Here is a 21,843-nt window from a genome sequence, read left to right as displayed (position 1 = left end):
CTTCTGTCAGACCAGCGCGAGCGCGTGGTCGAGGTCGGCGATGAGGTCGGCCGGGTCTTCGAGCCCCGCCGACAGCCGGATCGTCGTGAGCGAGATGCCTGCGGCGGCCCGCTGCTCGGCGGTGAGGTGCGAGTGCGTCATGGACGCCGGGTGGTTCACGAGGCTGCGCGCGTCGCCGATGTTCGCCACGAGACGGATGACCCGCAGGGAGTCGATCACACGCGCGATGCTGCCCTGGGTCTCGGCATCCAGCGGCACTGCGAGGTCGAACGAGAAGACCGAGGGGCCCCCTCGCGGCAGGTAGCGCTGGGCGAGCGGATGCCAGCGGTTGCCCTCGAGACCGGGGTGGTGCACGGTCTCGACCGCCGGATGCCGCTGCAGGTGCTCTGCGATCGCGAGCGCCGTGGCGGTCTGCCGCGCCACCCGCAGGTCGAGGGTCTCGACGCCCTGCAGGATCTGCCAGGCGTTGAACGGCGAGAGCGAGGGGCCGAGATCGTGCACGTACTTCGACTTCACGAGCGCCGCGAACGCCTGCCCTATGCCGAAGCGCTCCCACAGGGTGAAGTCCCCGACGCGTGCGTAGGACTCGGTGAAGTGCGGCCAGCGTGCGGGCTCGCGGCCGAAGTCGAAGGTGCCCTGGTCGACGACGACACCGCCGAGAGAGGTGCCGTGGCCGCTGAGGAACTTGGTCGCGGAGTGCACGACGAAGTCCGCGCCGTGCTCACCCGGTCGCACGAGGTACGGGGTGCCGACGGTGTTGTCGATCACGAGGGGCACACCGGCCTCGTGCGCGATGTCTGCGACGGCGCGGATGTCGAGGACCTGGGCGATCGGGTTCGCGATGGACTCGGCGAACAGCACGCGCGTCTCGGGCCGGATCGCCGCGCGCCAGGCATCGGGGTCGTCCTGATCGACGAAGGTCACGGGGATGCCGAAGTCGTCGAAGGTCTCCTGCAGCAGATCGACCGTGCCGCCGTACAGCTGGGTGGCGGCGACGATGTGACCGCCGCGGCCCACGAGCGCGAGCAGGGTCACGGCGACCGCCGCCTGGCCTGACGCCACGGCCACTGCCGACACCCCGCCCTCGAGTGCGGCGATGCGCTCTTCGAGGATCTGCTGGGTCGGACTCGCGTTGCGGCTGTACAGGTTGCCGGCGGTGCGCAGCGCGAACAGGTCTGCGGCGTCGGCGAGCGAGGCGAACTCGTATGCGGCCGTCTGATAGATCGGCGGGACGGCGCTGTTCTGCGGAGTTCCCGGGATGTAGCCCGCCTGGATCTGACGCGTGGAGAACTCGGTCATGCGGTCGCCACCGCCGCCGTCTCGTGGGTGCGGATGATCTGGGCGTGCACGTCACCGCCGCGCAGGCGTTCGAGCCACTGCACGAGCGCCGCCGCGACGCTGCGGTGCGACTGGTCGTTGAGCGCGTCGTGCAGTCCGTCGACGGTCTCGACGATCTCGAGGTCGGGAACGGCGCGCAGCGCGTCGATGACCTGAGGCAACGGTGACACGGTGTCGGCGCCGCCGTGCACGGCGAGCACAGGGACCTCGATCGCCGCGAGGTCTGCGGATGCTGGGAGCGGCTCGGCCGGAGTGACGTCGACGGAGGTGGACTCGGTGGCCAGCACGCCCAGGTGCAGGGGGCACGCCGTGCGCTCCTCGGCGGACGGCAGGTCGAGCTCGGCATCCGCCAGGGTTCCGGCGACGACCGCAGCCTCGACGGAGACGCCCTGCGCAGCGAGACGGAGCACGGCGGATGCTCCGGCATCCGCCCCGACGAGCACCCGCGGTGTGTCGGTCGCCTCCGAGAGCCAGGCGCTCGCGGCATCGGCATCCTCTTCGAAGACGGCGACGAGGTAGCCGTCCGAGCTCAGCCGGCGGCCGAAGCGCTCGTACACGCCTGCGCGCTCGCCGCGTCCGGTGACGAGGGCGAGCGTGCCGCGGACGCGGGCGGGAGGCGCCCAGAGTGCGGGAGAGGAGGTCGTGGTCATGCCCCCATCCTCCGATCGGCCACCGACACGCACCGAGGATGTGTCGCCGTGTTGCGCTCCGTTTCGCTGCGCTTCCCCGGCGGTTGGCGGTCGGATCCGGGCGCTCATACTTTCGGGGCATGACCGAACCCCTCATCATCGGCGCCATGGTGCGCACCCTCGGCGCGTACCCGTCCGGTTGGCGTCAGCCTGGCGCGCACCGCGACCCCTCGGCAGACGCCGACATCCTCCGCCACATCGCGCGCGAGGGCGAGGATGCGGGGCTCGACTACCTGTTCTTCGGCGACTGGCTGGCGACGGGACCGGATCTCGAGTTCCGCGACCCGTATCTGTTGGCGCGCATCGACCCGGTGAGTGCGGTGCTGTTCCTCGCGGGGGTCACCTCGCGGATCGGGCTGATCGCCACAGTGAACACGACCTATGCGGACCCGTATGCGACAGCGCGCTCGCTCGCCTCGCTCGACGTGCTCACTCAGGGCCGCGCCGGCGTGAACCTCGTCACGGGCGCGGAGCCGCGCGCCGCGGGCAACCACGGCCGCGATGCGCATGCCGACAACGAGACCCGGTACGACCGCGCCGAGGAGTTCGTCACGGCGCTGCGTCGCCTGTGGGACTCGTGGAGTGAGGACGCGTGGATCGCGGATGCCGAGCGCGGCGTGCTGATCGACCCCGACGGCCTCCGCGGCGCCGACCTGCAGGGCACGCATGTACGGGTCTCCGGCCCGTTGAACGTGGCGCGCCCGCCGCAGGGCCAGATCCCCATCGTGCACGCGGGAACCTCGCCGCGATCCCGCGCGCTCGCGGCCACCGAGGCAGATCTGGCGCTGATCGCCGCCCCGAACATCGCGGATGCGATCGCCACCCGTCGCGATCTGCGCGAGATCGCGGCAGCCGCCGGGCGCTCGCCCGAGACGCTGAAGGTGATCGCTCCCGTGCTGCCGGTCGTCGCCGACTCCGACGCCCAGGCCCACCGCATCGTCGAGCGCCTGCTCGCTCTCGTGCCTCTCGCAGAGGGGCATCAGCCCGCGCGCACCGCGTTCCCGCCGAACCGGTCGGTCGCGGCGCTCGCCGACGCACTCGGGGTGGCGGCGGATGATCCGCTGCGCGCGGCCGACTTCGATCAGGTCGTGTCTGCGGACGACGCGTCTCGGCTGGGCGATGCCGGTGCAGCACTGCTCGACAGGCTGGGTCGAATCGCCGGCGTGCGCGTCGCGGGGAGGGGAGCCGGCGGTGCGCTGACCTGGCGTCACCTGGTCGCGGCGCACGCAGTGCCCGCCGCATTCGTCGTGGGCGACGCCTCGACGATCGCCGACCACTTCGAGACCTGGCGTGACGAGGGGGCGGCCGACGGATTCAACGTGCTGTCGGCGTTCCAGCCGGCGCAGTTCGAGGCCTTCACCCGACTGGCCGCTCCCGAGCTGCGTCGCCGAGGACTCCTCGGCCGCGCCGATGACGGTGCCCGGCCGACGCTCCGAGGCCGACTCGGGGTGGGTGTCCGCGACGGCGCCGCATCATCCCTCGCCGCACGCTGAACCGCCGCATCCGTTACGCCGCATTGCGCCGGGTGACCGGTCATGACGCCTCGTGACAGGTCAGGTCCGCGCATGACGACTCCATTCGCGACCGGGGTCGCAGAGTCCCTAGCGTGACGTTCACCCGCACACCACGAACCACAGCATCCCTTCTCAGGAGGACCGCATGACCCGCCGTCTCATCCGCGCAGCAGCCGTCGCGCTCCCGCTCGTCCTCGCAGCGGGCCTCGCCGCCTGCGCATCGTCGCCCGCGCCCTCCGACACCTCGGCTGCGGCCGGCGACCCCATCACCGGGGGCACGCTGACGTACCTGGAGCACCAGACGTTCACGAACCTGTACCCGCCGCAGGCGGGCTTCTATCCGAACGGCGGCGTGGTCAACAACATCACCGCGCGCCTCACCTGGCAGAACCCCGACTCGCTCGAGATCGAGCCGTGGATCGCGTCCGACTGGACCGTGAACGACGACGCGACCGAGTACACCTTCACCCTGAAGCCGGATGTCACGTTCTCCGACGGCACGCCGCTGGATGCCGCAGCGGTCGCGAAGAACTTCGACACCTACGGTCTCGGCGACGCCGAGCGCGGCCTGACCGTCTCGGAGGCGATCAACAACTACGCCTCCAGCGAGGTCGTCGACGAGGACACCGTCACCTTCCGCTTCTCCGCCCCCGCCCCCGGCTTCCTGCAGGCGACGTCGACGATCAACTCCGGACTCCTCTCACCCGAGACCCTCGACGGCACGATCGAGGACTTCGGTGCGGGCAACGCCGAGGCGATCATCGGTGCGGGGCCCTTCACCGTCACGGACGAGAAGCTCGGCACCGAGTTCACCCTGACCGCCCGTGAGGACTACGCGTGGGCTCCGGAGAGCGCCGAGAACCAGGGCCGCCCGTACCTCGACGCCGTGCACGTGCTCGTGACCCCCGAGGACTCCGTGCGCATCGGCTCGCTGCTCGCCGGCCAGGCCGACTATGTGCGCTACGTGCAGGCCTTCGACGAGGACCGCGTCGAGAGCTCGGGCTTCACGCTCTACGCTCCGCAGACCCGCGGAGTGAACAACTCCATCTCGCTGCGTCCCGAGAACCCGCTGCTCACCGACATCCGGGTCCGCCAGGCGCTGGTCGCCGCCGTGGATGCGCAGGAGGTCGTCGACACCCTGTTCACCGAGAACTACCCGGTCGCGACGTCGGTGCTGTCGCAGGAGGCCCTCGGCTACAAGGACGAGTCGGAGCACTACGCGTACGACCCCGACAAGGCTGAGGAGCTGCTCGATGAGGCCGGCTGGGAGCCCGGTTCCGACGGCATCCGCGAGAAGGACGGCGAGCGTCTGTCGATCACCGTCTACGAGGCCGCCCCGCAGCCGCTCTCGAAGCAGACCCTCGAGCTCGTCGCCCAGCAGCTCGCGAAGGTGGGCGTCGAGCTCACGGTGAAGCCCGCCGACGCGGGCTCCTACGCGGCGGACACCCGCGACCCGCTCAAGACCGGCTTCTACCACTCGATGGTCGGACGCGCGGACTTCGACGTGATCAAGAGCCAGTACTACACGAAGAACCGTGACGCGCTGATCTCGAACGACCCCGAGCTCGACGCGCTGCTCGAGGCCGTGGCCTCCGAGCCCGACACCGACAAGCGGGTCGAGGCATCGCAGGCTGTGCAGGACTACATCGCCGAGCAGGCGTACGTCATCCCGCTGTTCGAGGAGCCGCAGGTCTACGGCGCCGCCACCTACGTGCACGGTGTGGACTTCGAGTCGGTCGGTCGCCCCACCTTCTCGGGCGTCTGGCTCGCCGAGCACTGAGCCTGACTGACACGGTGCATCGATGAGCTTCGTCCTCCGACGGGCCGGGCAGGCCGCGATCGTTCTGATCGCGGCCTTCACGGCCACCTTCTTCCTGCTGCAGCTGCTGCCCGGCGATGCGATCCTGATCAAGTTCTCCGACCCCAGCCTCGGGCTGTCGCCGGAGCAGCTCGACGGGATCCGCGCCACCTACGGCACCGATCTGCCCTGGTGGCAGCAGTACGTGCATGCGGGGCTGGGCTTCGCGGCGGGCGACTTCGGATACTCGACGCAGTTCGGCACCCCGGTGCTGACCATGCTCGCCGAGGCGCTGCCGTCGACCCTGCTGCTGGCGTCGCTCGGACTCGTGGTGGCACTGCTGATCGCGGTTCTCGTCGCAGGGCTCTCCTCTCTCGCCCCGTTCGCATGGCTGCGCAACGGCATCCGCCAGGTGCCGGGCCTGTTCGTCGCGGTGCCGGTCTTCTGGCTCGGCATCCTGCTGATCCAGGTCTTCTCGTTCGGCCTCGGCTGGGTGCCGATCGTCGGCGCCGACCCGGTCGCGGGGCTCGTCCTGCCCGTTCTCACTCTGGCCGTGCCCATCTCGGCCCCGCTCGCGCAGGTGCTGGTGCGGGCGATCGATCAGGTGCAGGCGCAGCCCTTCATCACGGTGGTCCGCGCCAAGGGTGCGCCGCCGTCGTGGGTACTCACCCGCTCGGTCGCGCGCAACGCGGCGCTCCCCACGCTCACGATCGCCGGTGTGCTGTTCGGCGAGCTGGTCGGCGGCGCGGTCGTCACCGAGACCGTGTTCGGCCGCACCGGCATCGGCCGGCTCACCGAGCAGGCAGTGTCGAATCAGGACATCCCCGTGCTGCAGGGCGTCGTGCTGCTGTCCGCCCTCGGCTTCGTGCTCATCAGCTTCGCGGTCGACCTCGTCACCCCGCTGATCGATCCCCGCCAGCGCGCCCTCTCGAAGGCAGGAGTCTCGGCATGACCGTCGCCGCCATCGCCGCATCGACCGACCCCGCCGTCGAGTCTCCGGAGCAGGATGCCACGGCATCCGCCCCGAGCAGGCGGGCCCGCGGGCTGCGTTCCCGGCCCTGGGGCCTCTACCTCGCGATCCTCGTCGTGACGCTCGCGGTGCTCTGGGCGCTGATCCCCGGGGTGTTCGCGCCCGGCGACCCGCTCACCGGCACTCCCGCCGACAAGCTGCTGCCGCCGAGCGCGGCGCACTGGTTCGGCACCGACACCCTCGGCCGCGATCTGTTCGGTCGCGTCGTCCACGGTGCGGTGCACTCGCTCTCCGGCGCTCTCATCGCCGTCACGGTCGGCCTCGCGCTCGGCACCCTCCTCGGAGCGGTCGCCGGAGCCCTCGGCGGCGTCGTCGACGACATCCTGATGCGCGTGGTCGACGTGCTGCTCGCCATCCCCGGTCTGCTGCTGTCGCTGTCCGTCATCATCCTGCTCGGGTTCGGAACCGTGAATGCGGCGATCGCGGTGGGCCTCGGCAGCGTCGCCGCCTTCGCGCGTCTGATGAGGTCGGAGGTCGCACGCGTGCGGCGCAGCGAGTACGTCGAGGCGGCGTACGGCAGCGGCGGGACGTTCCTCAGCGTCCTCCGTCGCCATGTGCTCCCGAACTCGCTCACGCCGATCGTCGCGCTCGCAGCGCTGCAGTTCGGCACCGCGATCCTGGCGATCTCGACGCTGGGCTTCCTCGGCTACGGCGCACCGCCGCCCACCCCGGAGTGGGGTCTGCTGATCGCGGAGGGTCGCAACTACACCGCCACCGCCTGGTGGCTGACGGCTCTGCCCGGCCTCGTCGTGGTCGCGGTCGTGCTCAGTGCCAACCGCATCTCGCACCGCATCGGAAGGAGCTCGCGATGACCGTTCTCGCCGTCGACGACCTCAGGGTCTCGTATGCCACACGCACCGGTCAGCGCGAGGTCGTGCACGGCGTCTCGTTCGAGATCGCCGAGGGTGAGGCGCTGGCACTCGTGGGGGAGTCCGGGTCGGGCAAGTCCACGACAGCGCATGCGCTGCTCGGCCTGCTGCCCGCCGGCGGTCGGGTCGAGGGCGGCACCGTGCGTCTCGGCGACCTCGACATCTCGGGGTGGACGGATCGCTCGCTGCGGAGCATCCGCGGGCCCGAGATCGGCCTCGTCCCGCAGGACCCGGTGACGTCCCTCGACCCCGTGCGCCCGATCGGTGCTCAGGTCGAAGAGGTGCTGAAGCTGCACGGTCACCGCGACGGTCGTGCGCGTCGGGCACGGGTGATCGAGCTGCTCGATCGCGTCGGCATCGACGACCCCGACCTGCGTGTGCGCCAGTATCCGCACGAGCTCTCCGGCGGCATGCGGCAGCGGGTGCTCATCGCGTCGGCGATCGCATTGCGGCCCCGGCTGCTGATCGCCGACGAGCCGACCAGCGCGCTGGATGCCACGGTGCAGCGCAAGGTGCTCGACCTGCTCGACGAGCTGCGCCGCGACGAGGGGACGAGCATCCTGCTGGTCACCCACGACCTCGGCGTCGCCGCGGACCGCGCGCAGCGCCTGGTCGTGCTCAAGGACGGACGCATCGTCGAGCAGGGCGCGAGCGAGACCGTGCTCGCGGCGCCGTCCGACGCCTACACGAAGCAGCTGCTCGCCGATGCCCCGGCGTTCATCACGGGGTTCCGCCGGCCCGAGGCTCCGCCCTTCCTGCGGGACGCGGCGGCAGTGGCCGCCGAGAACCCGTTCGCGATCACCGCCACCGAGCTCGTCAAGGAGTTCAGGGTCGCCGGTCGTGAGCGCTTCCGCGCGGTCGACGACGTCTCGTTCCGGGTGCGCCGCGGTACGACGCACGCGCTGGTGGGGGAGTCCGGGTCGGGCAAGACCACCACGGCGCGTCTGATCACGCGGTTCCACCAGCCGGATGCCGGTGCCATCGAGATCGAAGGCGAAGACGTGACCGTGCTGTCGGGTCAGAGGCTGCGGGCGCTGCGCCGCCGCATCCAGCTGGTCTACCAGAACCCGTTCGCGTCTCTGGATCCGCGGCAGCAGATCGTCGACATCATCTCCGAGCCGCTGCAGAACTTCGGTGTCGGCTCGCGTGCCGAGCGCAAGGACCGGGCGCTCGCGCTGCTCGACCGGGTGTCGTTGCCGAGCGATGTCGCGCAGCGCACTCCTCGCGAGCTCTCGGGCGGTCAGCGCCAGCGTGTGGCGATCGCCAGGGCGCTGGCGATCGACCCCGAGATCGTCGTGCTCGACGAGGCGGTCTCGGCCCTCGATGTGACGGTGCAGGCGCGCATCCTCGAACTGCTCACCTCGCTTCAGGCCGAGCTCGGTCTGACCTACCTGTTCATCTCGCACGATCTCGCGGTCGTGCGCAGGATCAGCCATACGGTCTCGGTGATGCGCCGCGGTCGCATCGTCGAGGAGGGCAACACCGAGGAGCTCTTCCACGCCCCGCAGCACGAGTACACCAGGGAGCTGCTCGCAGCCGTCCCCGGACGAACGGAGCAGCCCGTATGACCGCCCCCACGATCGCCTTCTTCACGCGCCTGCTCGACGACGCGGCCCCTGCCGAGCGGTACGCGCTGGCCGCCGAGCAGATCCGGCACGCCGAGCGATACGGCGTCGGACGCGCGTGGGTCGCCCAGCATCACTTCCGTGCGGCGGAGGGCGGGCTCCCGTCGCCGCTCGTCTTCCTCGCCCATGTCGCGGCGCAGACGTCGCGCATCCGCCTCGGCACCGGCGTGATCACGCTGCCGCTCGAGGATGCGGTGCGCGTCGCCGAGGATGCGGTCGTCGCCGACCTCCTCGCCGGCGGACGCCTCGACCTGGGCCTGGGAAGCGGAGGGACGCCGTCGTCGTTCGTCCCGTTCGGCGAGGACGTGCGCGACAAGGCGCCGACCTACGACCGCAAGCTCCGCCTGCTGCTCGACGCCCTCTCGGGGCATGACATCGGCGCCGAGAACACCCTCTATCCGGATGCCGGCACGCTCGCCGACCGCATCTGGCAGGCGACGTTCTCGGCACCGGGCGGCCACAGGGCAGGCATCCACGGTCACGGCCTGCTGCTCTCCCGCACCCAGCCGCGGTCGACGGATGCGCTGCACGCGCCGCTCTCGGCGCTGCAGGATCCGATCATCGACGCCTACCTCGAGGCGCTGCCCGACGGCGTCGCCCCTCGCGTGACGGCCTCGCGCACGGTATTCGTCGCGGACGACCGTGCCGAGGCCCTGCGCTTCGCGGAGGTCGGACTGCGCCGTGCCGCCGAGGGCTTCCGACGCCAGGGGCAGAAGATCCCCGGCGACGACCTCGACGAGCTGATCGTCGCGCTCGACACCCATCTCGGCACCCCCGAGGAGGTCGCCGAGTCGCTCGCCGCCGACGCCACCCTGGCGAGGGCCACCGAGGTGGCGTTCCAGGTGCACTCCGTCGACGCACCGCACGAGCACGTGCTGCGCTCGATCGAGCTCTTCGCCGAGCAGGTCGCCCCGGCCCTCGGCTACGCCCTCACCGACACCATCAAGGAGAAGGCATGACCACCGACATCGTCGATCAGATCGTAGGGGTGACGCCCGAGCTGGATGCTCTGCGCCGGCGCCGCCCCGTCACCAGGGAGCAGCTCCAGGCGAGCTTCGACGCTCTCTTCGCGCCGGTGTCGACGACGGAGGTGTCACAGGCCGAGCGTGAGCTGGTCGCCGCGTTCGCCACGCGTCTCGCCGGCGACACCGACGCGACGGGCACGTTCTACGCCGACCGGGCCCTGGCGGCTGATCCGCAGCGGGCGACGGTCGTGATCGCCGAGGCCACGGGTGCCGCCGTCAGCGGACCCTTCGGCTCGTACACCGAGGCGGGCCTGCAGGACGAGGACACCGAGGGCGAGCGCTACACGCCGTCGGCGGAGGTCGCAGACGTGCTCGGCGACCGTCTCGCCGCAGCCCTCGCGCACACGCACCTGCTCGTGTTCCGCCCGCGGGAGTCCTCGGCCGCGGACATCCGGCGACTGGTGGATGCGGGGTGGTCGGCCGACGGCATCGTCACCCTCTCGCAGCTCGTCTCGTTCCTCGCGTTCCAGCAGCGAGTCATCACCGGACTGAGGGTTCTCGCGGCCGCCGGCATCGCCGCGGCATCCGACTCCGAGGAGGAAGCAGCATGACCGAGCTTCTGCATGATGACGCACCGCACCCCGAGGCCTTCACCCGGGCCGAGGTCGGGTGGACGCCCCACCTTCCTCCGCTCGCCGAGGAGGATCTGACCGAGCGCCATTACGACGGACTCGTCGACGCCGCCCGTGCGAAGAACGACTACTTCCGGCTGCTGGCGCGCGACCCCGAGGTGCTCAAGGCGCGCACGCTCGTCGACAAGGACATCTTCTACAACGCCAAGGAGGGGCTTCCGCGTGCCGAGCGCGAGCTCTCGGCGACGGCGGCCTCGCGTCGCAACGGCTGCGTGTTCTGTGCCTCGGTACACTCGCGCTTCGCGGCGCACCACAGCAAGCGCGTCGACGACGTCGATCTCCTGCTCGACGAGGGCGTGGACGCCGACCTCGGTGAGCGGTGGAACGCGGTGGTGGCCGCCTCCGTCGCCCTGACCGACACCCCGAGCGCCTTCGGCCCCGACGAGATCGCGCATCTGCGCGCAGCGGGGCTCGACGACCTCGAAGTGTCGGACGTCATCCACGGCGCCGCGTTCTTCAACTGGGCGAACCGTCTGATGCTCTCGATCGGGCGCCCGGTCGCGCCCGCCTAGACCCGGGCGAGTTCTGCGTCAGCCCCCTCCCGCCGTCGAGGCCGGAGGGGGCTGATCGCTTTGGCGAGAGTATCGGCATTCTGCCTAGCGTCCTCATATGACGACGTATAGATTGCTAACGTCGACGCATGGCATCTGGGGGCGGAACTTCGTACGACGTCGACACCGACGTGTTGAGGGCGATGTCGTCGAAGGCCATTCGTGTCGTCGGAGAGTTGACCTCGCGTGAGGTGACGAAGCTCGGTGACGCCGGCCACGAGTGGGTGGTCGCAGCAGCGGCACGTTTCTGCACTGCGTGGTCCGACGGGCTGTCCGCCCGCGTGACCGACACCGACGACTTCGCCGACAGGTTGCGAACGACCGCACGGGTCTTCGACGAGGGCACCGATGCGGCGAAGGCCGAAGTCGACGCGATGATCTGGGCCGACTGATGGAGCTGGGGCAGACCCAGTCGCCGACCGACCTCGTGCCGGGGTCCGTGTCCGACGTCCGGGCAGCCGCGGAAGCGTGGAAGGCGCGTGGCACAGAAGCGACGCGGGTGCGCGATGACCTCGCCACGTTGGATGACGACGGCACGTGGAAGGGCGCCGCCTACGACGCATACCTCGAACGGTTCGAGCGCCAGCTGCTGCACTGGAAGCGCGCGGGGGAGTGGCTCCGTGCCGGAGCGAGCGCACTGTTCACGTGGGCCGACGCAGTGCAGTGGGCGCAGGACGAAGCCGACCGTGCGATCACGCTCTGGAACGAGGCGGAGCAGCAGGCGGCGGCGGCGCTGACCGCCCACCGTGCGCACGTGCGGGAAATGCGCGTCGGCCAAGGACTGCGGCATCCCGATGCGGACGTGCCCTTCATCGATCCGTCAGGTCCGGCGCACGACGAGGCGCGTGAAGTCCTGTTCAACGCGCGGATGACTCTCGAGGTGTACGCGCGGGACTGCGCGATCCGGTTGGACGAGGCCGCGGATGCGGCACGGATGCCGCTGACCGACGCGGAAGCCGCGACGCAGACCCAGCACGCGATGACCGAGGCGATCTTCACCCTCGCCGTCGTCCAGCCGTTCCAGGCGACGATGGACATGCTCGCGATCTCGGCGCAGACGCTGTGGGAGCACCCCGACATCATCCTCGAGCTCCTCGGCGGCGCTGCCACGTTCCTCGGCGGTGCCGCCGTTGCAGCCGGAGGTGGGGCTATCACCATCACCGGTGTCGGTGCGCTGGCAGGGGCTCCCGCACTCGCCGTCGCCGGAGTGGGAGTCGCCGGCGCAGGCGCGACGATGATGGGCGATGCCGCGGGACGGTGGCTCACCGAGAACCACGCGGGTGGTGATCGGATCAGGGGTCTGGATCGCGGTGACGGCCGTGACTACCTCGGCCATTTCGCCAAGGGGCAGAACAGTCCGCTGTGGGTGGATAAAGAAAGGATCGGTCTCGACAAGTTCGCGGATGAGCGCCATGTCGATGTGATCAGAACCAAGGTCAGAGTGGACTTCGACAATTCGCCGCAAAACGGTCGGTATTACGACGGCCTCGTTGAGAACTCCGACGGGACCTACACTGCAGTCGAGATCAAATCGGGGTCTGCCTACGACGAATACTTCCGCCCAGGAAGCACACAGAGGCAGTTCGACGAATTGGTCAACGGCGGCACGTCCGCGACTGGAAGGCTCGACGGCAATGACATAGCGATCACGCGGGTGATCGTGAGGAAGGAACCATGACCTCCTACGGACCGTTCGCCGAGAGAACACCTCGCGGCCAGGACGGATGGATCGATGAGGCCTTTCGAACGGCCGCGGAACACCTTCGTCTGATGCTCGGAAGCTTGGACGGTGAGGAGAAGCACACGTACATCGTCTGGCGCGGAGACGACCCCACAACCATCGTCGGTTTCGGAGACCAGGCCAGCGATTCATTCATGCAGGCCGCAGGCTCCGCCGACGCGATGACCGTGGAGGTGCGGCTCCCGGGCCCTGATGGTGAGACTCACCTCTACACCGTCGGCAGGCCCGATCCTGCTGACGGCGCGACCACTCTCCTCCCCATCAGTGATGACCGCGCGGTGCGAGTGTTCTCGAACGAGGTGTTCACCGCCGATGAGGCCGCGGTCATCTTCTACACCTACTACCTCACGGATTCCGTCTCGCAGCCCTATGTGCTGCGCGAACTGGATCTCTCGCACGAACTCTCGGAGGAACGATGACGCTCTACGGTCCATTCGCTCAGGCGACATCCAGCGGTCAGACAGGGTGGTTGACGGACGACTACCGGCCGATTCTCGATCAACTGCGCCGCATGCTCGACCTCCTTGGCTCAGAAGAGAGATACACCTACTCCATCTGGCGCGGCGCTGATCCGACGAGCATTGTCGGGTTCCGCGACTCTGCGACTGACTCATTCATGCAGGCCGCGGGTTCGGATGAGGGGGTGACCGTGGAGGTGCGACTGCCTGGCCCCGATGGTGAGAGCCACCTGTATGCGGTGGGACGTTCGGAACCTACTGATGGCACGACCACTCTCATCCCCATCAGCCATGACCGTGCGGTACGCGTGTTCTCGAACGAAGTCTTCACCGCCGACGAGGCCGCGGCGATCTTCTACACGTACTACCTGACGGACAGCGTCGCGCAGTCCTACGTGCTGCGCGAACTTGACCTCGCACAGGAACTCTCGGAGTTACGATGACAGACAGTGCCGGACGCACGTACTCGGGACTGGTGAAGAACGGCGACGGCCCGAACACCTATACCGGCATCGTGATCCTCTTCGGTCCCGCGGTCGACGACTACTGCAGCCCGGAGAGCTTCGAGAGGCAATTCGACGAGGGGGTCAACGCCGGCACACCCGCGCATGGGGAACTCAATGGGGAAGCGATCGTCATCACTCGAGTGGAAGTGGAGATCATGCCGTGACAGATCACAGAACTCTCGCACGGGACCTCTCTGAGCTGCGATGAAGGTCTCGGTCCGCCACGACGCGGTCGTGGAGACGGTCGCGCAGCTCGCACTCGCAGTGAGAGCTTTCGAGCACGAACTCGACACCCTCGATTCCGAGATCGAACGGCTGGAGGCCGCGTGGGACGGGGAGGCACAGCGTGCCTACGACCGGGCACAACAGGAGTGGTCCACCGCGATCGGGAGCATGAAAGCCCTGCTCGCCGAAGCCACGCGCCGACTGATCGCCGCGAACTCCATCTCCATGAGCACTGCCGACACCGCCGCAGACGTCTGGTCCTGAGGCTCTACGGGATCAGGACGATCTTCCCCGAGGCGGCGCCGGACTCCACGAGCTCGTGGGCCTGCGCGGCTTCGGCGAGGGGAAGCTCGGGACCGAGCTCGATCGTGAAGTCGCCGGCCGCGAGCAGATCGACGGTCGCCGCGAGGGCCTCGGCTCGCCACGCGAGCTCCTGCTCGGTCAGCGGCACGGGGGAGCCGCCGGAGAAGGCACGGATGCCGAACGATGCGGCGTCCGGTCCACGCACGATCGTCGCGATGCGGTCGCGGTCGACGACCAGTTCGAGCGACACCTCGATGGCCTCATCGGTGCCGGCGCAGTCGAGAGCGACTGTCACGCCCTCCGGAGCCGCCTCGCGCACGCGCTCGAGAAGCCCCTCGCCGTAGGCGACCGGGATCGCGCCGAGTTCACGCAGCTGATCGTGGCGGGCGGGACTCGCGGTGGCGATCACGGTCGCGCCCCAGGCGACGGCGAACTGCACGGCCGCCTGCCCGACCGATCCGGAGCCGCCGTGCACGACAAGCACGTCGCCCTCCGTGATGCCGAGCGAGCGGAGCGCCTGGTGCGCCGTTCCCGCGGGGATGCCGATGCCGGCGCCCTCCGCCGCGGTGACCGAATCGGGGAGGGCGACGAGCTTGTCGACCGCCACGGCGAGCAGGCTCGAGTAGGTGCCGACCGTGTCGCGGATCGCCACCCGGTCGCCCACGGCGAAGGCGTCGACGCCGTCGCCGAGGGACTCGATCACACCGGCGCCGTCGAAGCCCACGCCGCGCGGTTCGGTGATGGGCGGCGACGGGCGCTTGGCCGAGCGGAGCTTGGCATCGATCGGGTTGACGCCTGCGGCTTCGATGCGCACCACCGCCTCGCCGCTCAGGGCGATCGGATCGGGGGTCTCGATCAGATGCAGCACGTCAGGGGAACCGAACTCTGTGTAGACGATCGCGCGAGCCATGCCTTCAGGCTACCCCCGTGCGGACAGCACCTTCATGATGCGCTGCGGCGAGACCGGCTGTGCGGTGCCGAGACGCTGCGCGAACACGCTCACGCGATACTCCTCGAGCAGCCAGCGCGTCTCGACGAGCGCGGGCGACGCATGCGGAGCGAGCGGGATCGTGCCTCCGGCATCCTCGAACACCTTCGCCATGCGCTCGAACTCGCTCATGCGGGTGCGGTCCTTGCCGGGTTCGCTCGCCAGCGTCTTCAGCCGATCGAGCATCCCGTCGAGGTAGCGCGGGAAGTGCGCGAGACGGTCGACGCCCGCCGCCGAGACGAACCCCGGGTGCAGCAGGCCCGAGAGCTGCGTGCGAATGTCGTTCAGGGGCCCGAGCAGCGCGAGCGAGTTCTGCGACTTGATGCCGCGTTCGACGTCACGTGTCTTGGTGAGGATGCGGGCGACGAGAGACACACAGGCGAACAGCTCGTCGACGAGCGATGCCGACACGGCGTCGCGCACCCTCACGAACTCGGCCTCGGTGCGGATGATGCCGCCGGGGTGCGCCCGGTCGATCAGGTTCTGCACGACGGCTGCTCGGCAGTCTTCGATGAGCGCCGCGGCCGACTGGTACGGCGATGCGGCGAGTGCGAGCTTCTCCTGGCTCGTGAGGTGCTGCTGCACGTAGGACGACGGCGAGGGCACACCGAGCAGCACGAGCCGCAGCACGCCCGCACGGGTGGCCGCGACCGCCGCATCAGCCGTGGACTCCACGCGCACCGAGACGGTCTTGCCCTGATCGACGATCGCCGGGTAGCCGCGCACGACGCCGCCGGCCACGCGTGTGTCGAGAACGTCGGGCAGATCGCCGAAGGTCCAGGTGGTGAGGCCGTCCTGCTCGATCGATGTGGTGGCCGCGGCTGCCGGCTGCGGCCCTCGCGAGGGCCCGGGGCGGCGGGGTGGCGCCGCGATCGATCGTGCCACGCTGCTGCGCGCCCGATCGGCGAGCTCGGCCTGCAGTGCGCTGAGGTCGCGGTTCGATCCCGCGATGCGCCCGCGCTCGTCGACGGCACGGAAGTTCATGCGCAGATGCGCCGGCACCCGGTCGTCCTCGAAGTCGGCCGCAGAGACGAGCTGGTTCGCGAGCGGCTGGATCAGGCGGGCGAGTGCCTCTTTGAGCGTGCGGCCGGGCAGGCCCCCGTGCGACTCCGGGCCCTCTCCGGTGAGCTCGGCACCGAACTTGTCGGCCCAGTCGGCCGCGGGAACCACGTGACGTCGGATCGCCTTCGGCAGCGCGCGCAACAGACCGGTGACGAGTTCCGCACGAAGCCCCGGCACCTGCCAGTCGAAGCCGCGGTCCTCGATCTGCGCGAGCAGGGGGAGCGGGATCACGACGCTCACGCCGTCGTCTGCGGCGCCCGGTTCGAAGCGGTACGCGAGCCCGAGCACCTGATCGCCCTGGGTCCACCGGGTGGGGAACTCGTTCTGGTCGGCACGGCTGTCGTCGTCGAGAAGGTCGGCCTCGCGCATCACGAGCAGCTTCGGGGTCGTGGCGAGCTGCTCGCGCCACCACTTCTCGAACGAGCGCACATCGAAGACGTCAGCGGGGATGCGCTCGTCGTAGAAGCGGAAGACCGCCTCGTCTCCCGCGAGGATGTCGCGGCGGCGCTCCCTCTCCTCGAGCTTCTCGAGGCGCTTGCGCAGTTCGGCGTTGCTGCGCCAGAACGCGCTCACGCGCTTGTCGATGCGCGTCGGATCCCATTCGCCCTCCACCAGCGCGTGCCGGAGGAACAGCTCGCGCGAGGCCGGGCGGTCGATCCGGGCGAACTGCACGCGGCGGCGCGGGATGATCTCGACGCCGAACAGCGTCACCTTCTCGTAGGCGACGGCGGCTCCTGCATCCTTCGACCAGTGCGGCTCGGTGACCTGGCGCTTCGCAAGGTCGCCCGCGAGCGCCTCTGCCCAGGCCGGATCGATCGCGGCGACAGTGCGTGCATAGGTACGCGAGGTCTCGACGATCTCAGCGGCCATGACCGCCGGCGGGCTCTTCTTGCGCAGGGCCGAACCGGGGAAGATCGAGAAGCGGATGCCGCGGGCGCCGCGATATTCGGCCTGACGGCGCTTCGCATCCTTCGGCGGGGTCTTACTCTGGCCGCGGCTGGGCGTGTTCCGCTCGTCGAGGATGCCGATCTGCGACAGGAGGCCCGCGAGCAGGGCACGGTGGATCGCATCCGGATCCGCGGTGCCGGAGCCTCCGGCATCCTTCTCCCTGACGAGCGACCGCAGCTGACGGTGCACGTCGAACCACTCGCGCACGCGGACGTAGTTGAGGTGCTCGGAGCGGCAGAGGCGTCGGAAGGCGCTCGAACCCAGCTCGCGCTGCTGCTCCCTGAGGTGGTTCCAGAGGTTGAGGATCGAGAGGAAGTCGCTCGTCGGGTCGGCGAAGCGCGCGTGCATCCGGTCGGCCTCGTCGCGCACACTCTGCGGGGCCTCCTGCGACGGACGCTCGCGCACGTCCTGGATCGACATCCCCGCCACGATCGCGAGCACGTCGCGCGTGACGTTCGAGGAACCCGATGCGGTGCGCCCCGCCTCGATGAGCATGCGGGCGAAGCGAGGGTCGATCGGGATGCGCGAGATGTCGCGGCCGATGCGGGTGAGGTGCGGAGAGTCCCCGCTGCCGGTCACCGCGCCGAGCTCGGTGAGCAGGTCGACGGCCGCCTTCACGCCGCGGGAATCGGGCGGGGTGAGGAACGGGAACGCCGTGATGTCGCCGAAGCCGAGCGACAGCATCTGCAGGATGACGGAGGCGAGAGAGGTGCGGAGGATCTCGGGTTCGGTGAACTCCGGCCTCTTGTCGAAGTCCTCTTCGCTGTAGAGGCGGATCGCGATGCCGTCGCTGGTGCGGCCGGCGCGGCCGGAACGCTGGTTCGCCGAGGCCTGCGAGATCGCCTCGATCGGCAGCCGCTGCACCTTCGAGCGGTTGCTGTAGCGCGAGATGCGCGCGGTGCCGGTGTCGATCACGTAGCGGATGCCCGGCACCGTGAGGCTGGTCTCGGCGACGTTCGTGGCGAGCACCACGCGGCGGCGCACGCCGGCGACCCGGCTCTTCTCGAACACCCGATGCTGTTCGGCGGCCGACAGGCGCCCGTAGAGCGGCAGCACCTCGGTGGGGGAGCGGTCCTTCGAATACGCGCCGCGCACGGCATCCGCCGCATCCCGGATCTCGGCCTCGCCGGGGAGGAACACCAGCACGTCGCCCGGCTCTTCCCTGTCGAGCTCGCGCAGCGCCGCGACGATCGCGGTGACCTCGTCGGACTCCTCGGTCTCCTCCGTCTGCGCGCGGTACCGGATCTCGACCGGATACGTGCGTCCGGACACCTCGATGACCGGCGCGGGCTCACCCTGCGGTGTCGCGAAGTGCCGGGCGAAGCTCTCGGGGTCGATCGTCGCCGACGTGATGACGACCTTGAGGTCGGGGCGCTCGGGCAGGATCCGCACGAGATACCCGAGCAGGAAGTCGACGTTGAGCGAGCGCTCGTGCGCCTCGTCGATGATGATCGTGTCGTAGCGGCGCAGCAGACGATCGCGGTGGATCTCGTTCAGCAGGATGCCGTCCGTCATCAGCGCGACGCGCGTCTCCTCCGACACCTTGTCGGTGAAGCGCACCTTGTAGCCGACGAGCGTGCCGAGCTCGACCTGCAGCTCCTCGGCCACGCGCTCGGCGATCGTCCGGGCGGCGAGCCTGCGGGGCTGCGTGTGCGCGATGCGCTCGCGGCCGAGGTCGAGGCAGATCTTCGGCAGCTGGGTCGTCTTGCCCGACCCCGTGGCACCGGCCACGATCACGACCTGATTGTCGCGGATGGCGTCGGCGATCTCGTCCTTGGCGGCGCTGACGGGCAGCTCGGGAGGATAGATGATCACGGGGGACGACATAGCACTCCCATCGTACGATTCATCCGTGAGCACTGTGTCGACGCCCCTCCCCGCAACGCGGTGGTTCCACGAGTTCGGGCGGGCTCCCCGCATCCTCGGCCTCGACGTCGCGAGAGGACTCGCGATCCTCGGGATGGCCGGAGCGCACATCGGCGAGACCGAGGCGTTCGACCCGCTCGACCTGTCGACCTGGACGGACCTCGTGTACGGACGCTCATCGATCCTGTTCGCGGTGCTTGCGGGCATCTCGATCGCGCTGATGACCGGCCGCAGTGTGCTGCCCGACCCCGAGCGCATGCCGACGATCCGTCTGCAGCTCGTCGGACGCGGTGCGGTGATCTTCGTGATCGGCCTCGCGCTCGAGATGCTGAACACCCCGATCGCGGTGATCCTCACCCTGTACGGACTGCTCTACGTCGCCGTCATCCCGTTCCTGCGGTGGCAGCCGTGGAAGCTGCTCATGACCGCGGGCATCCTCGCGCTCGCGACGCCGACGCTGCTGGCGCTGCTCGCCGCCCTGACCCTCAACCCCTACGGCGCCGGCATCAGCCTCGTGCTCTACGGCTCGTACCCGATCACCGCATGGCTCGCCTTCGTGCTGGCGGGCATGGCCCTCGGGCGGCTGCACGTCGAGAAGCTCGAGACCGCCGCCATCACCTTCGGCGCGGGCGTCGGCCTCATGATCACCGGTTACGGACTCGGCCTCGTCGGAGCGGTCGCGGGGATCACCGGCTCGTCCTCGAAGGGCGGGTGGGCGTCGGGGTCGGGAGCGGCATCGGGATGGAGCGCGTATCCGGATGCGCTCGCCGCAGCGGATCCGCTGGGGGCGGTGCTCCGGGCGATCTTCGGAGTCGATCCGCACTCCGGCGGCACGGCCGAGATCCTCGGCTCCGGCGGCTTCGCCCTGTGCGTCATCGCGCTGTGCGTGCTGCTCAGTCGTCCGCTGCGCTGGGCGCTGCTCCCGCTGGGTGCACTCGGATCCATGCCGCTGACGGCATACAGCGTGCACGTCCTTTCGGTCGCCCTGATCGGCGGCCCCGGCGGGTTCTTCTCGAGCAACGCCTTCTGGGCGGCGACGGCCATCTGCCTGCTTCTCGCCACCACCCTGTGGTCGATCCTGGTCGGGCGGGGGCCCCTCGAACGGCTGGTGGGCACGGCCGCGCAGAAGATGGCTTCAGTGCCGGGGCGGCCGCCTGTCATCACAGGGTCGTAGGGTGGGATCATGACGATTCCTGCACTCGAACTGAACGACGGCCACTCCATCCCGCAGCTCGGCTACGGGGTGTTCAAGGTTCCGGCCGACGAGACCGAGCGGGCCGTGAGCGAGGCGCTCGAGATCGGCTACCGCCACATCGACACCGCAGCCATCTACGGCAACGAAGAGGGCGTCGGCGCGGCCATCGCCGCATCCGGCATCGCCCGCGACGAGCTGTTCATCACCACCAAGCTCTGGAACGACCGTCACCACGACGACGAGCCGAACGCGGCGATCGCCGAGAGCCTCGAGAAGCTCGGCCTCGACGCCGTCGACCTGTATCTCGTGCACTGGCCGACCCCCGCGAAGGACGACTTCGTGCACGCCTTCGCGACGCTCATCGAGCTGCGCGAGGCCGGCCTCTCCCGCAGCATCGGCGTCTCGAACTTCCTCGTGCCGCACCTCGAGCGCGTGGTCTCCGAGACGGGCGTGACCCCCGCGGTCAACCAGATCGAACTGCACCCGGCCTATCAGCAGCGCGACGTCGTCTCCTGGGCGACCGAGCACGGCATCCGCATCGAGTCGTGGGGTCCGCTCGGACAGGGCAAGTACGATCTGTTCGGCACTCCCGCGATCGCCGAGGCCGCTGCCGCCCACGGCGTGACCCCCGCGCAGGCGGTGCTGCGCTGGCACCTGCAGAAGGGCTTCATCGTCTTCCCGAAGTCCGTGCGCGCCGAGCGCCTGCGCGAGAACCTCGACGTGTTCGGCTTCGAGCTGACGGATGCCGAGATCGCATCGATCGACGCCCTCGACCCGCTCGACGGCTCGGGCCGTGTCGGCTCGCACCCGAACGACGTCAACTGAGGCGTTCCGTTTCGACAGATGACGCCCCGTGTCGCTCTTCGCGACACGGGGCGTCGTCGTGAGTAGCGTCGACCGCATGACAGCTCCCTACCGCGTCGTCGCCGTGTCCGGCTCTCTGCACGAGCCCAGCAAGACCACGGCGCTCGTCCGTGCGATCGCCGCGGCCGTCGCCGAGCGTGCCGAGGTCGAGATCGAGGTCATCGAGCTCACCGACATCGGGCCTTCGCTCGCGGGGGCCCTGCGCCGCGACCACCTTCCGGCGAATGTCGAGGAGAAGCTCCTGGCCATCGAGGCGGCAGACCTGCTGATAGTCGGCAGCCCCGTCTACCGGGCCTCGTTCACCGGCCTGTTCAAGCACCTGTTCGACTTCGTCGGTCAGTACGAGCTCGTCGGCAAGCCGGTGCTGCTCGCGGCGACCGGTGGCGGCGAGCGTCACGCCCTGATCATCGAGCACCAGCTGCGGCCGCTGTTCGCGTTCTTCCAGGCGCTGACCCTGCCGCTCGGCGTCTACGCCAGCGACACGGACTTCGACGGCTACGTGATCGCGTCGGACGTGCTGCACTCGCGCATCGCCCTGGCGGCCGAGCGGGCGTTGCCCCTCGTCGGCTACGCAGCGTCACGGCCTGCGGAGCAGCTCCTCGTCTCCTGATCGGCG

At 69.7% G+C, this 21,843-nt stretch carries 21 protein-coding genes; 17 read left to right on the top strand and 4 right to left on the bottom strand.

Translation table 11 applies throughout. The annotated features are described in order from the left end of the window. Positions 1–6: 6 nt before the first annotated feature. Together RQG77_RS18510 and RQG77_RS18505 are read right to left on the bottom strand one after the other, a co-directional pair. Positions 7–1,299, bottom strand: a complete 1,293-nt coding sequence (locus RQG77_RS18510; protein WP_311246052.1) for an aminotransferase class I/II-fold pyridoxal phosphate-dependent enzyme — start codon at positions 1,297–1,299, stop codon at positions 7–9. Next, positions 1,296–1,988, bottom strand: a complete 693-nt coding sequence (locus RQG77_RS18505; RefSeq protein WP_311246051.1) for a hypothetical protein — start codon at positions 1,986–1,988, stop codon at positions 1,296–1,298. The genes RQG77_RS18510 and RQG77_RS18505 overlap by 4 nt, the downstream gene beginning before the upstream one ends. A 119-nt stretch (positions 1,989–2,107) precedes the next feature. On the opposite strand from RQG77_RS18505, the gene RQG77_RS18500 reads away from it, so the two are divergent. The 14 genes from RQG77_RS18500 (at position 2,108) to RQG77_RS18435 (ending at position 14,265) form a co-directional block, all read left to right on the top strand. Further along, positions 2,108–3,520: an NtaA/DmoA family FMN-dependent monooxygenase gene (locus tag RQG77_RS18500; protein WP_311246050.1), complete on the top strand. Its 1,413-nt coding sequence runs from the start codon at positions 2,108–2,110 to the stop codon at positions 3,518–3,520. A 166-nt stretch (positions 3,521–3,686) separates the two neighbouring features. Further along, on the top strand, positions 3,687–5,321 hold the full coding sequence (locus RQG77_RS18495) for a TIGR04028 family ABC transporter substrate-binding protein (protein WP_311246049.1): 1,635 nt from the start codon (positions 3,687–3,689) through the stop codon (positions 5,319–5,321). Positions 5,322–5,343: 22 nt separating this feature from the next. Then, the gene (locus RQG77_RS18490) at positions 5,344–6,291 is read left to right on the top strand and encodes an ABC transporter permease (protein ID WP_056312436.1); all 948 of its coding nucleotides are present in this window, start codon (positions 5,344–5,346) and stop codon (positions 6,289–6,291) included. Beyond that, positions 6,288–7,181, top strand: coding sequence for an ABC transporter permease (locus tag RQG77_RS18485; protein WP_311246048.1), 894 nt, complete (start codon positions 6,288–6,290; stop codon positions 7,179–7,181). The genes RQG77_RS18490 and RQG77_RS18485 overlap by 4 nt, the downstream gene beginning before the upstream one ends. Next, on the top strand, positions 7,178–8,806 hold the full coding sequence (locus tag RQG77_RS18480; protein ID WP_311246047.1) for an ABC transporter ATP-binding protein: 1,629 nt from the start codon (positions 7,178–7,180) through the stop codon (positions 8,804–8,806). The genes RQG77_RS18485 and RQG77_RS18480 overlap by 4 nt, the downstream gene beginning before the upstream one ends. Next, entirely contained in the window at positions 8,803–9,822 is a 1,020-nt protein-coding gene (locus RQG77_RS18475) for a putative FMN-dependent luciferase-like monooxygenase (RefSeq protein ID WP_311246046.1), read from the top strand. The genes RQG77_RS18480 and RQG77_RS18475 overlap by 4 nt, the downstream gene beginning before the upstream one ends. Further along, complete coding sequence (locus RQG77_RS18470) at positions 9,819–10,439, top strand: CMD domain protein (protein WP_311246045.1); 621 nt, start codon at positions 9,819–9,821, stop codon at positions 10,437–10,439. Before RQG77_RS18475 ends, RQG77_RS18470 begins: the two co-directional genes overlap by 4 nt. Further along, positions 10,436–11,032 (top strand): alkylhydroperoxidase domain protein, encoded by a 597-nt coding sequence (locus tag RQG77_RS18465; protein WP_311246044.1) that lies wholly within the window; start codon positions 10,436–10,438, stop codon positions 11,030–11,032. The genes RQG77_RS18470 and RQG77_RS18465 overlap by 4 nt, the downstream gene beginning before the upstream one ends. 128 nt (positions 11,033–11,160) lie before the next feature. Further along, the gene (locus RQG77_RS18460; protein WP_311246043.1) at positions 11,161–11,463 is read left to right on the top strand and encodes a hypothetical protein; all 303 of its coding nucleotides are present in this window, start codon (positions 11,161–11,163) and stop codon (positions 11,461–11,463) included. Beyond that, a complete protein-coding gene (locus RQG77_RS18455) occupies positions 11,463–12,749 on the top strand; it encodes a putative T7SS-secreted protein (RefSeq protein ID WP_311246042.1) in 1,287 nt (428 codons plus the stop codon). The genes RQG77_RS18460 and RQG77_RS18455 overlap by 1 nt, the downstream gene beginning before the upstream one ends. Next, positions 12,746–13,231 (top strand): hypothetical protein, encoded by a 486-nt coding sequence (locus tag RQG77_RS18450; protein ID WP_311246041.1) that lies wholly within the window; start codon positions 12,746–12,748, stop codon positions 13,229–13,231. Before RQG77_RS18455 ends, RQG77_RS18450 begins: the two co-directional genes overlap by 4 nt. After that, positions 13,228–13,713, top strand: coding sequence for a hypothetical protein (locus RQG77_RS18445; protein WP_311246040.1), 486 nt, complete (start codon positions 13,228–13,230; stop codon positions 13,711–13,713). Before RQG77_RS18450 ends, RQG77_RS18445 begins: the two co-directional genes overlap by 4 nt. After that, positions 13,710–13,940 carry a hypothetical protein gene (locus RQG77_RS18440; RefSeq protein ID WP_311246039.1) on the top strand — a complete coding sequence of 77 codons (231 nt, stop codon included), beginning with the start codon at positions 13,710–13,712 and terminating at the stop codon, positions 13,938–13,940. Before RQG77_RS18445 ends, RQG77_RS18440 begins: the two co-directional genes overlap by 4 nt. A 40-nt stretch (positions 13,941–13,980) precedes the next feature. Next, positions 13,981–14,265, top strand: a complete 285-nt coding sequence (locus RQG77_RS18435) for a WXG100 family type VII secretion target (RefSeq protein ID WP_311246038.1) — start codon at positions 13,981–13,983, stop codon at positions 14,263–14,265. Positions 14,266–14,269: 4 nt separating this feature from the next. Here RQG77_RS18435 and RQG77_RS18430 read toward each other — a convergent pair whose 3' ends face one another. Together RQG77_RS18430 and hrpA are read right to left on the bottom strand one after the other, a co-directional pair. Beyond that, on the bottom strand, positions 14,270–15,214 hold the full coding sequence (locus RQG77_RS18430) for an NADP-dependent oxidoreductase (RefSeq protein WP_311246037.1): 945 nt from the start codon (positions 15,212–15,214) through the stop codon (positions 14,270–14,272). A gap of 9 nt (positions 15,215–15,223) precedes the next feature. After that, on the bottom strand, positions 15,224–19,129 hold the full coding sequence (gene hrpA, locus RQG77_RS18425) for an ATP-dependent RNA helicase HrpA (RefSeq protein WP_311246036.1): 3,906 nt from the start codon (positions 19,127–19,129) through the stop codon (positions 15,224–15,226). Between the two features lie 25 nt (positions 19,130–19,154). Here hrpA and RQG77_RS18420 point away from each other — a divergent pair, with 25 nt between their 5' ends. The 3 genes from RQG77_RS18420 to msuE all read left to right on the top strand — a co-directional run bounded on the left by RQG77_RS18420 (position 19,155) and on the right by msuE (position 21,837). Continuing rightward, positions 19,155–20,342 carry a heparan-alpha-glucosaminide N-acetyltransferase domain-containing protein gene (locus RQG77_RS18420; protein ID WP_311246035.1) on the top strand — a complete coding sequence of 396 codons (1,188 nt, stop codon included), beginning with the start codon at positions 19,155–19,157 and terminating at the stop codon, positions 20,340–20,342. A 9-nt stretch (positions 20,343–20,351) separates the two neighbouring features. Continuing rightward, positions 20,352–21,188 (top strand): aldo/keto reductase, encoded by an 837-nt coding sequence (locus tag RQG77_RS18415; protein WP_311246034.1) that lies wholly within the window; start codon positions 20,352–20,354, stop codon positions 21,186–21,188. Between the two features lie 76 nt (positions 21,189–21,264). Further along, entirely contained in the window at positions 21,265–21,837 is a 573-nt protein-coding gene (gene msuE / locus RQG77_RS18410; RefSeq protein WP_056313590.1) for an FMN reductase, read from the top strand. Positions 21,838–21,843: the final 6 nt, after the last annotated feature.

Origin of the sequence: Microbacterium sp. WCS2018Hpa-23, assembly GCF_031843845.1 — a bacterium.
Lineage (GTDB): Bacteria > Actinomycetota > Actinomycetes > Actinomycetales > Microbacteriaceae > Microbacterium.
The sequence above is the reverse complement of the archived record's forward strand: the minus strand, read 5'-3'. Positions and strand labels throughout refer to the sequence as shown.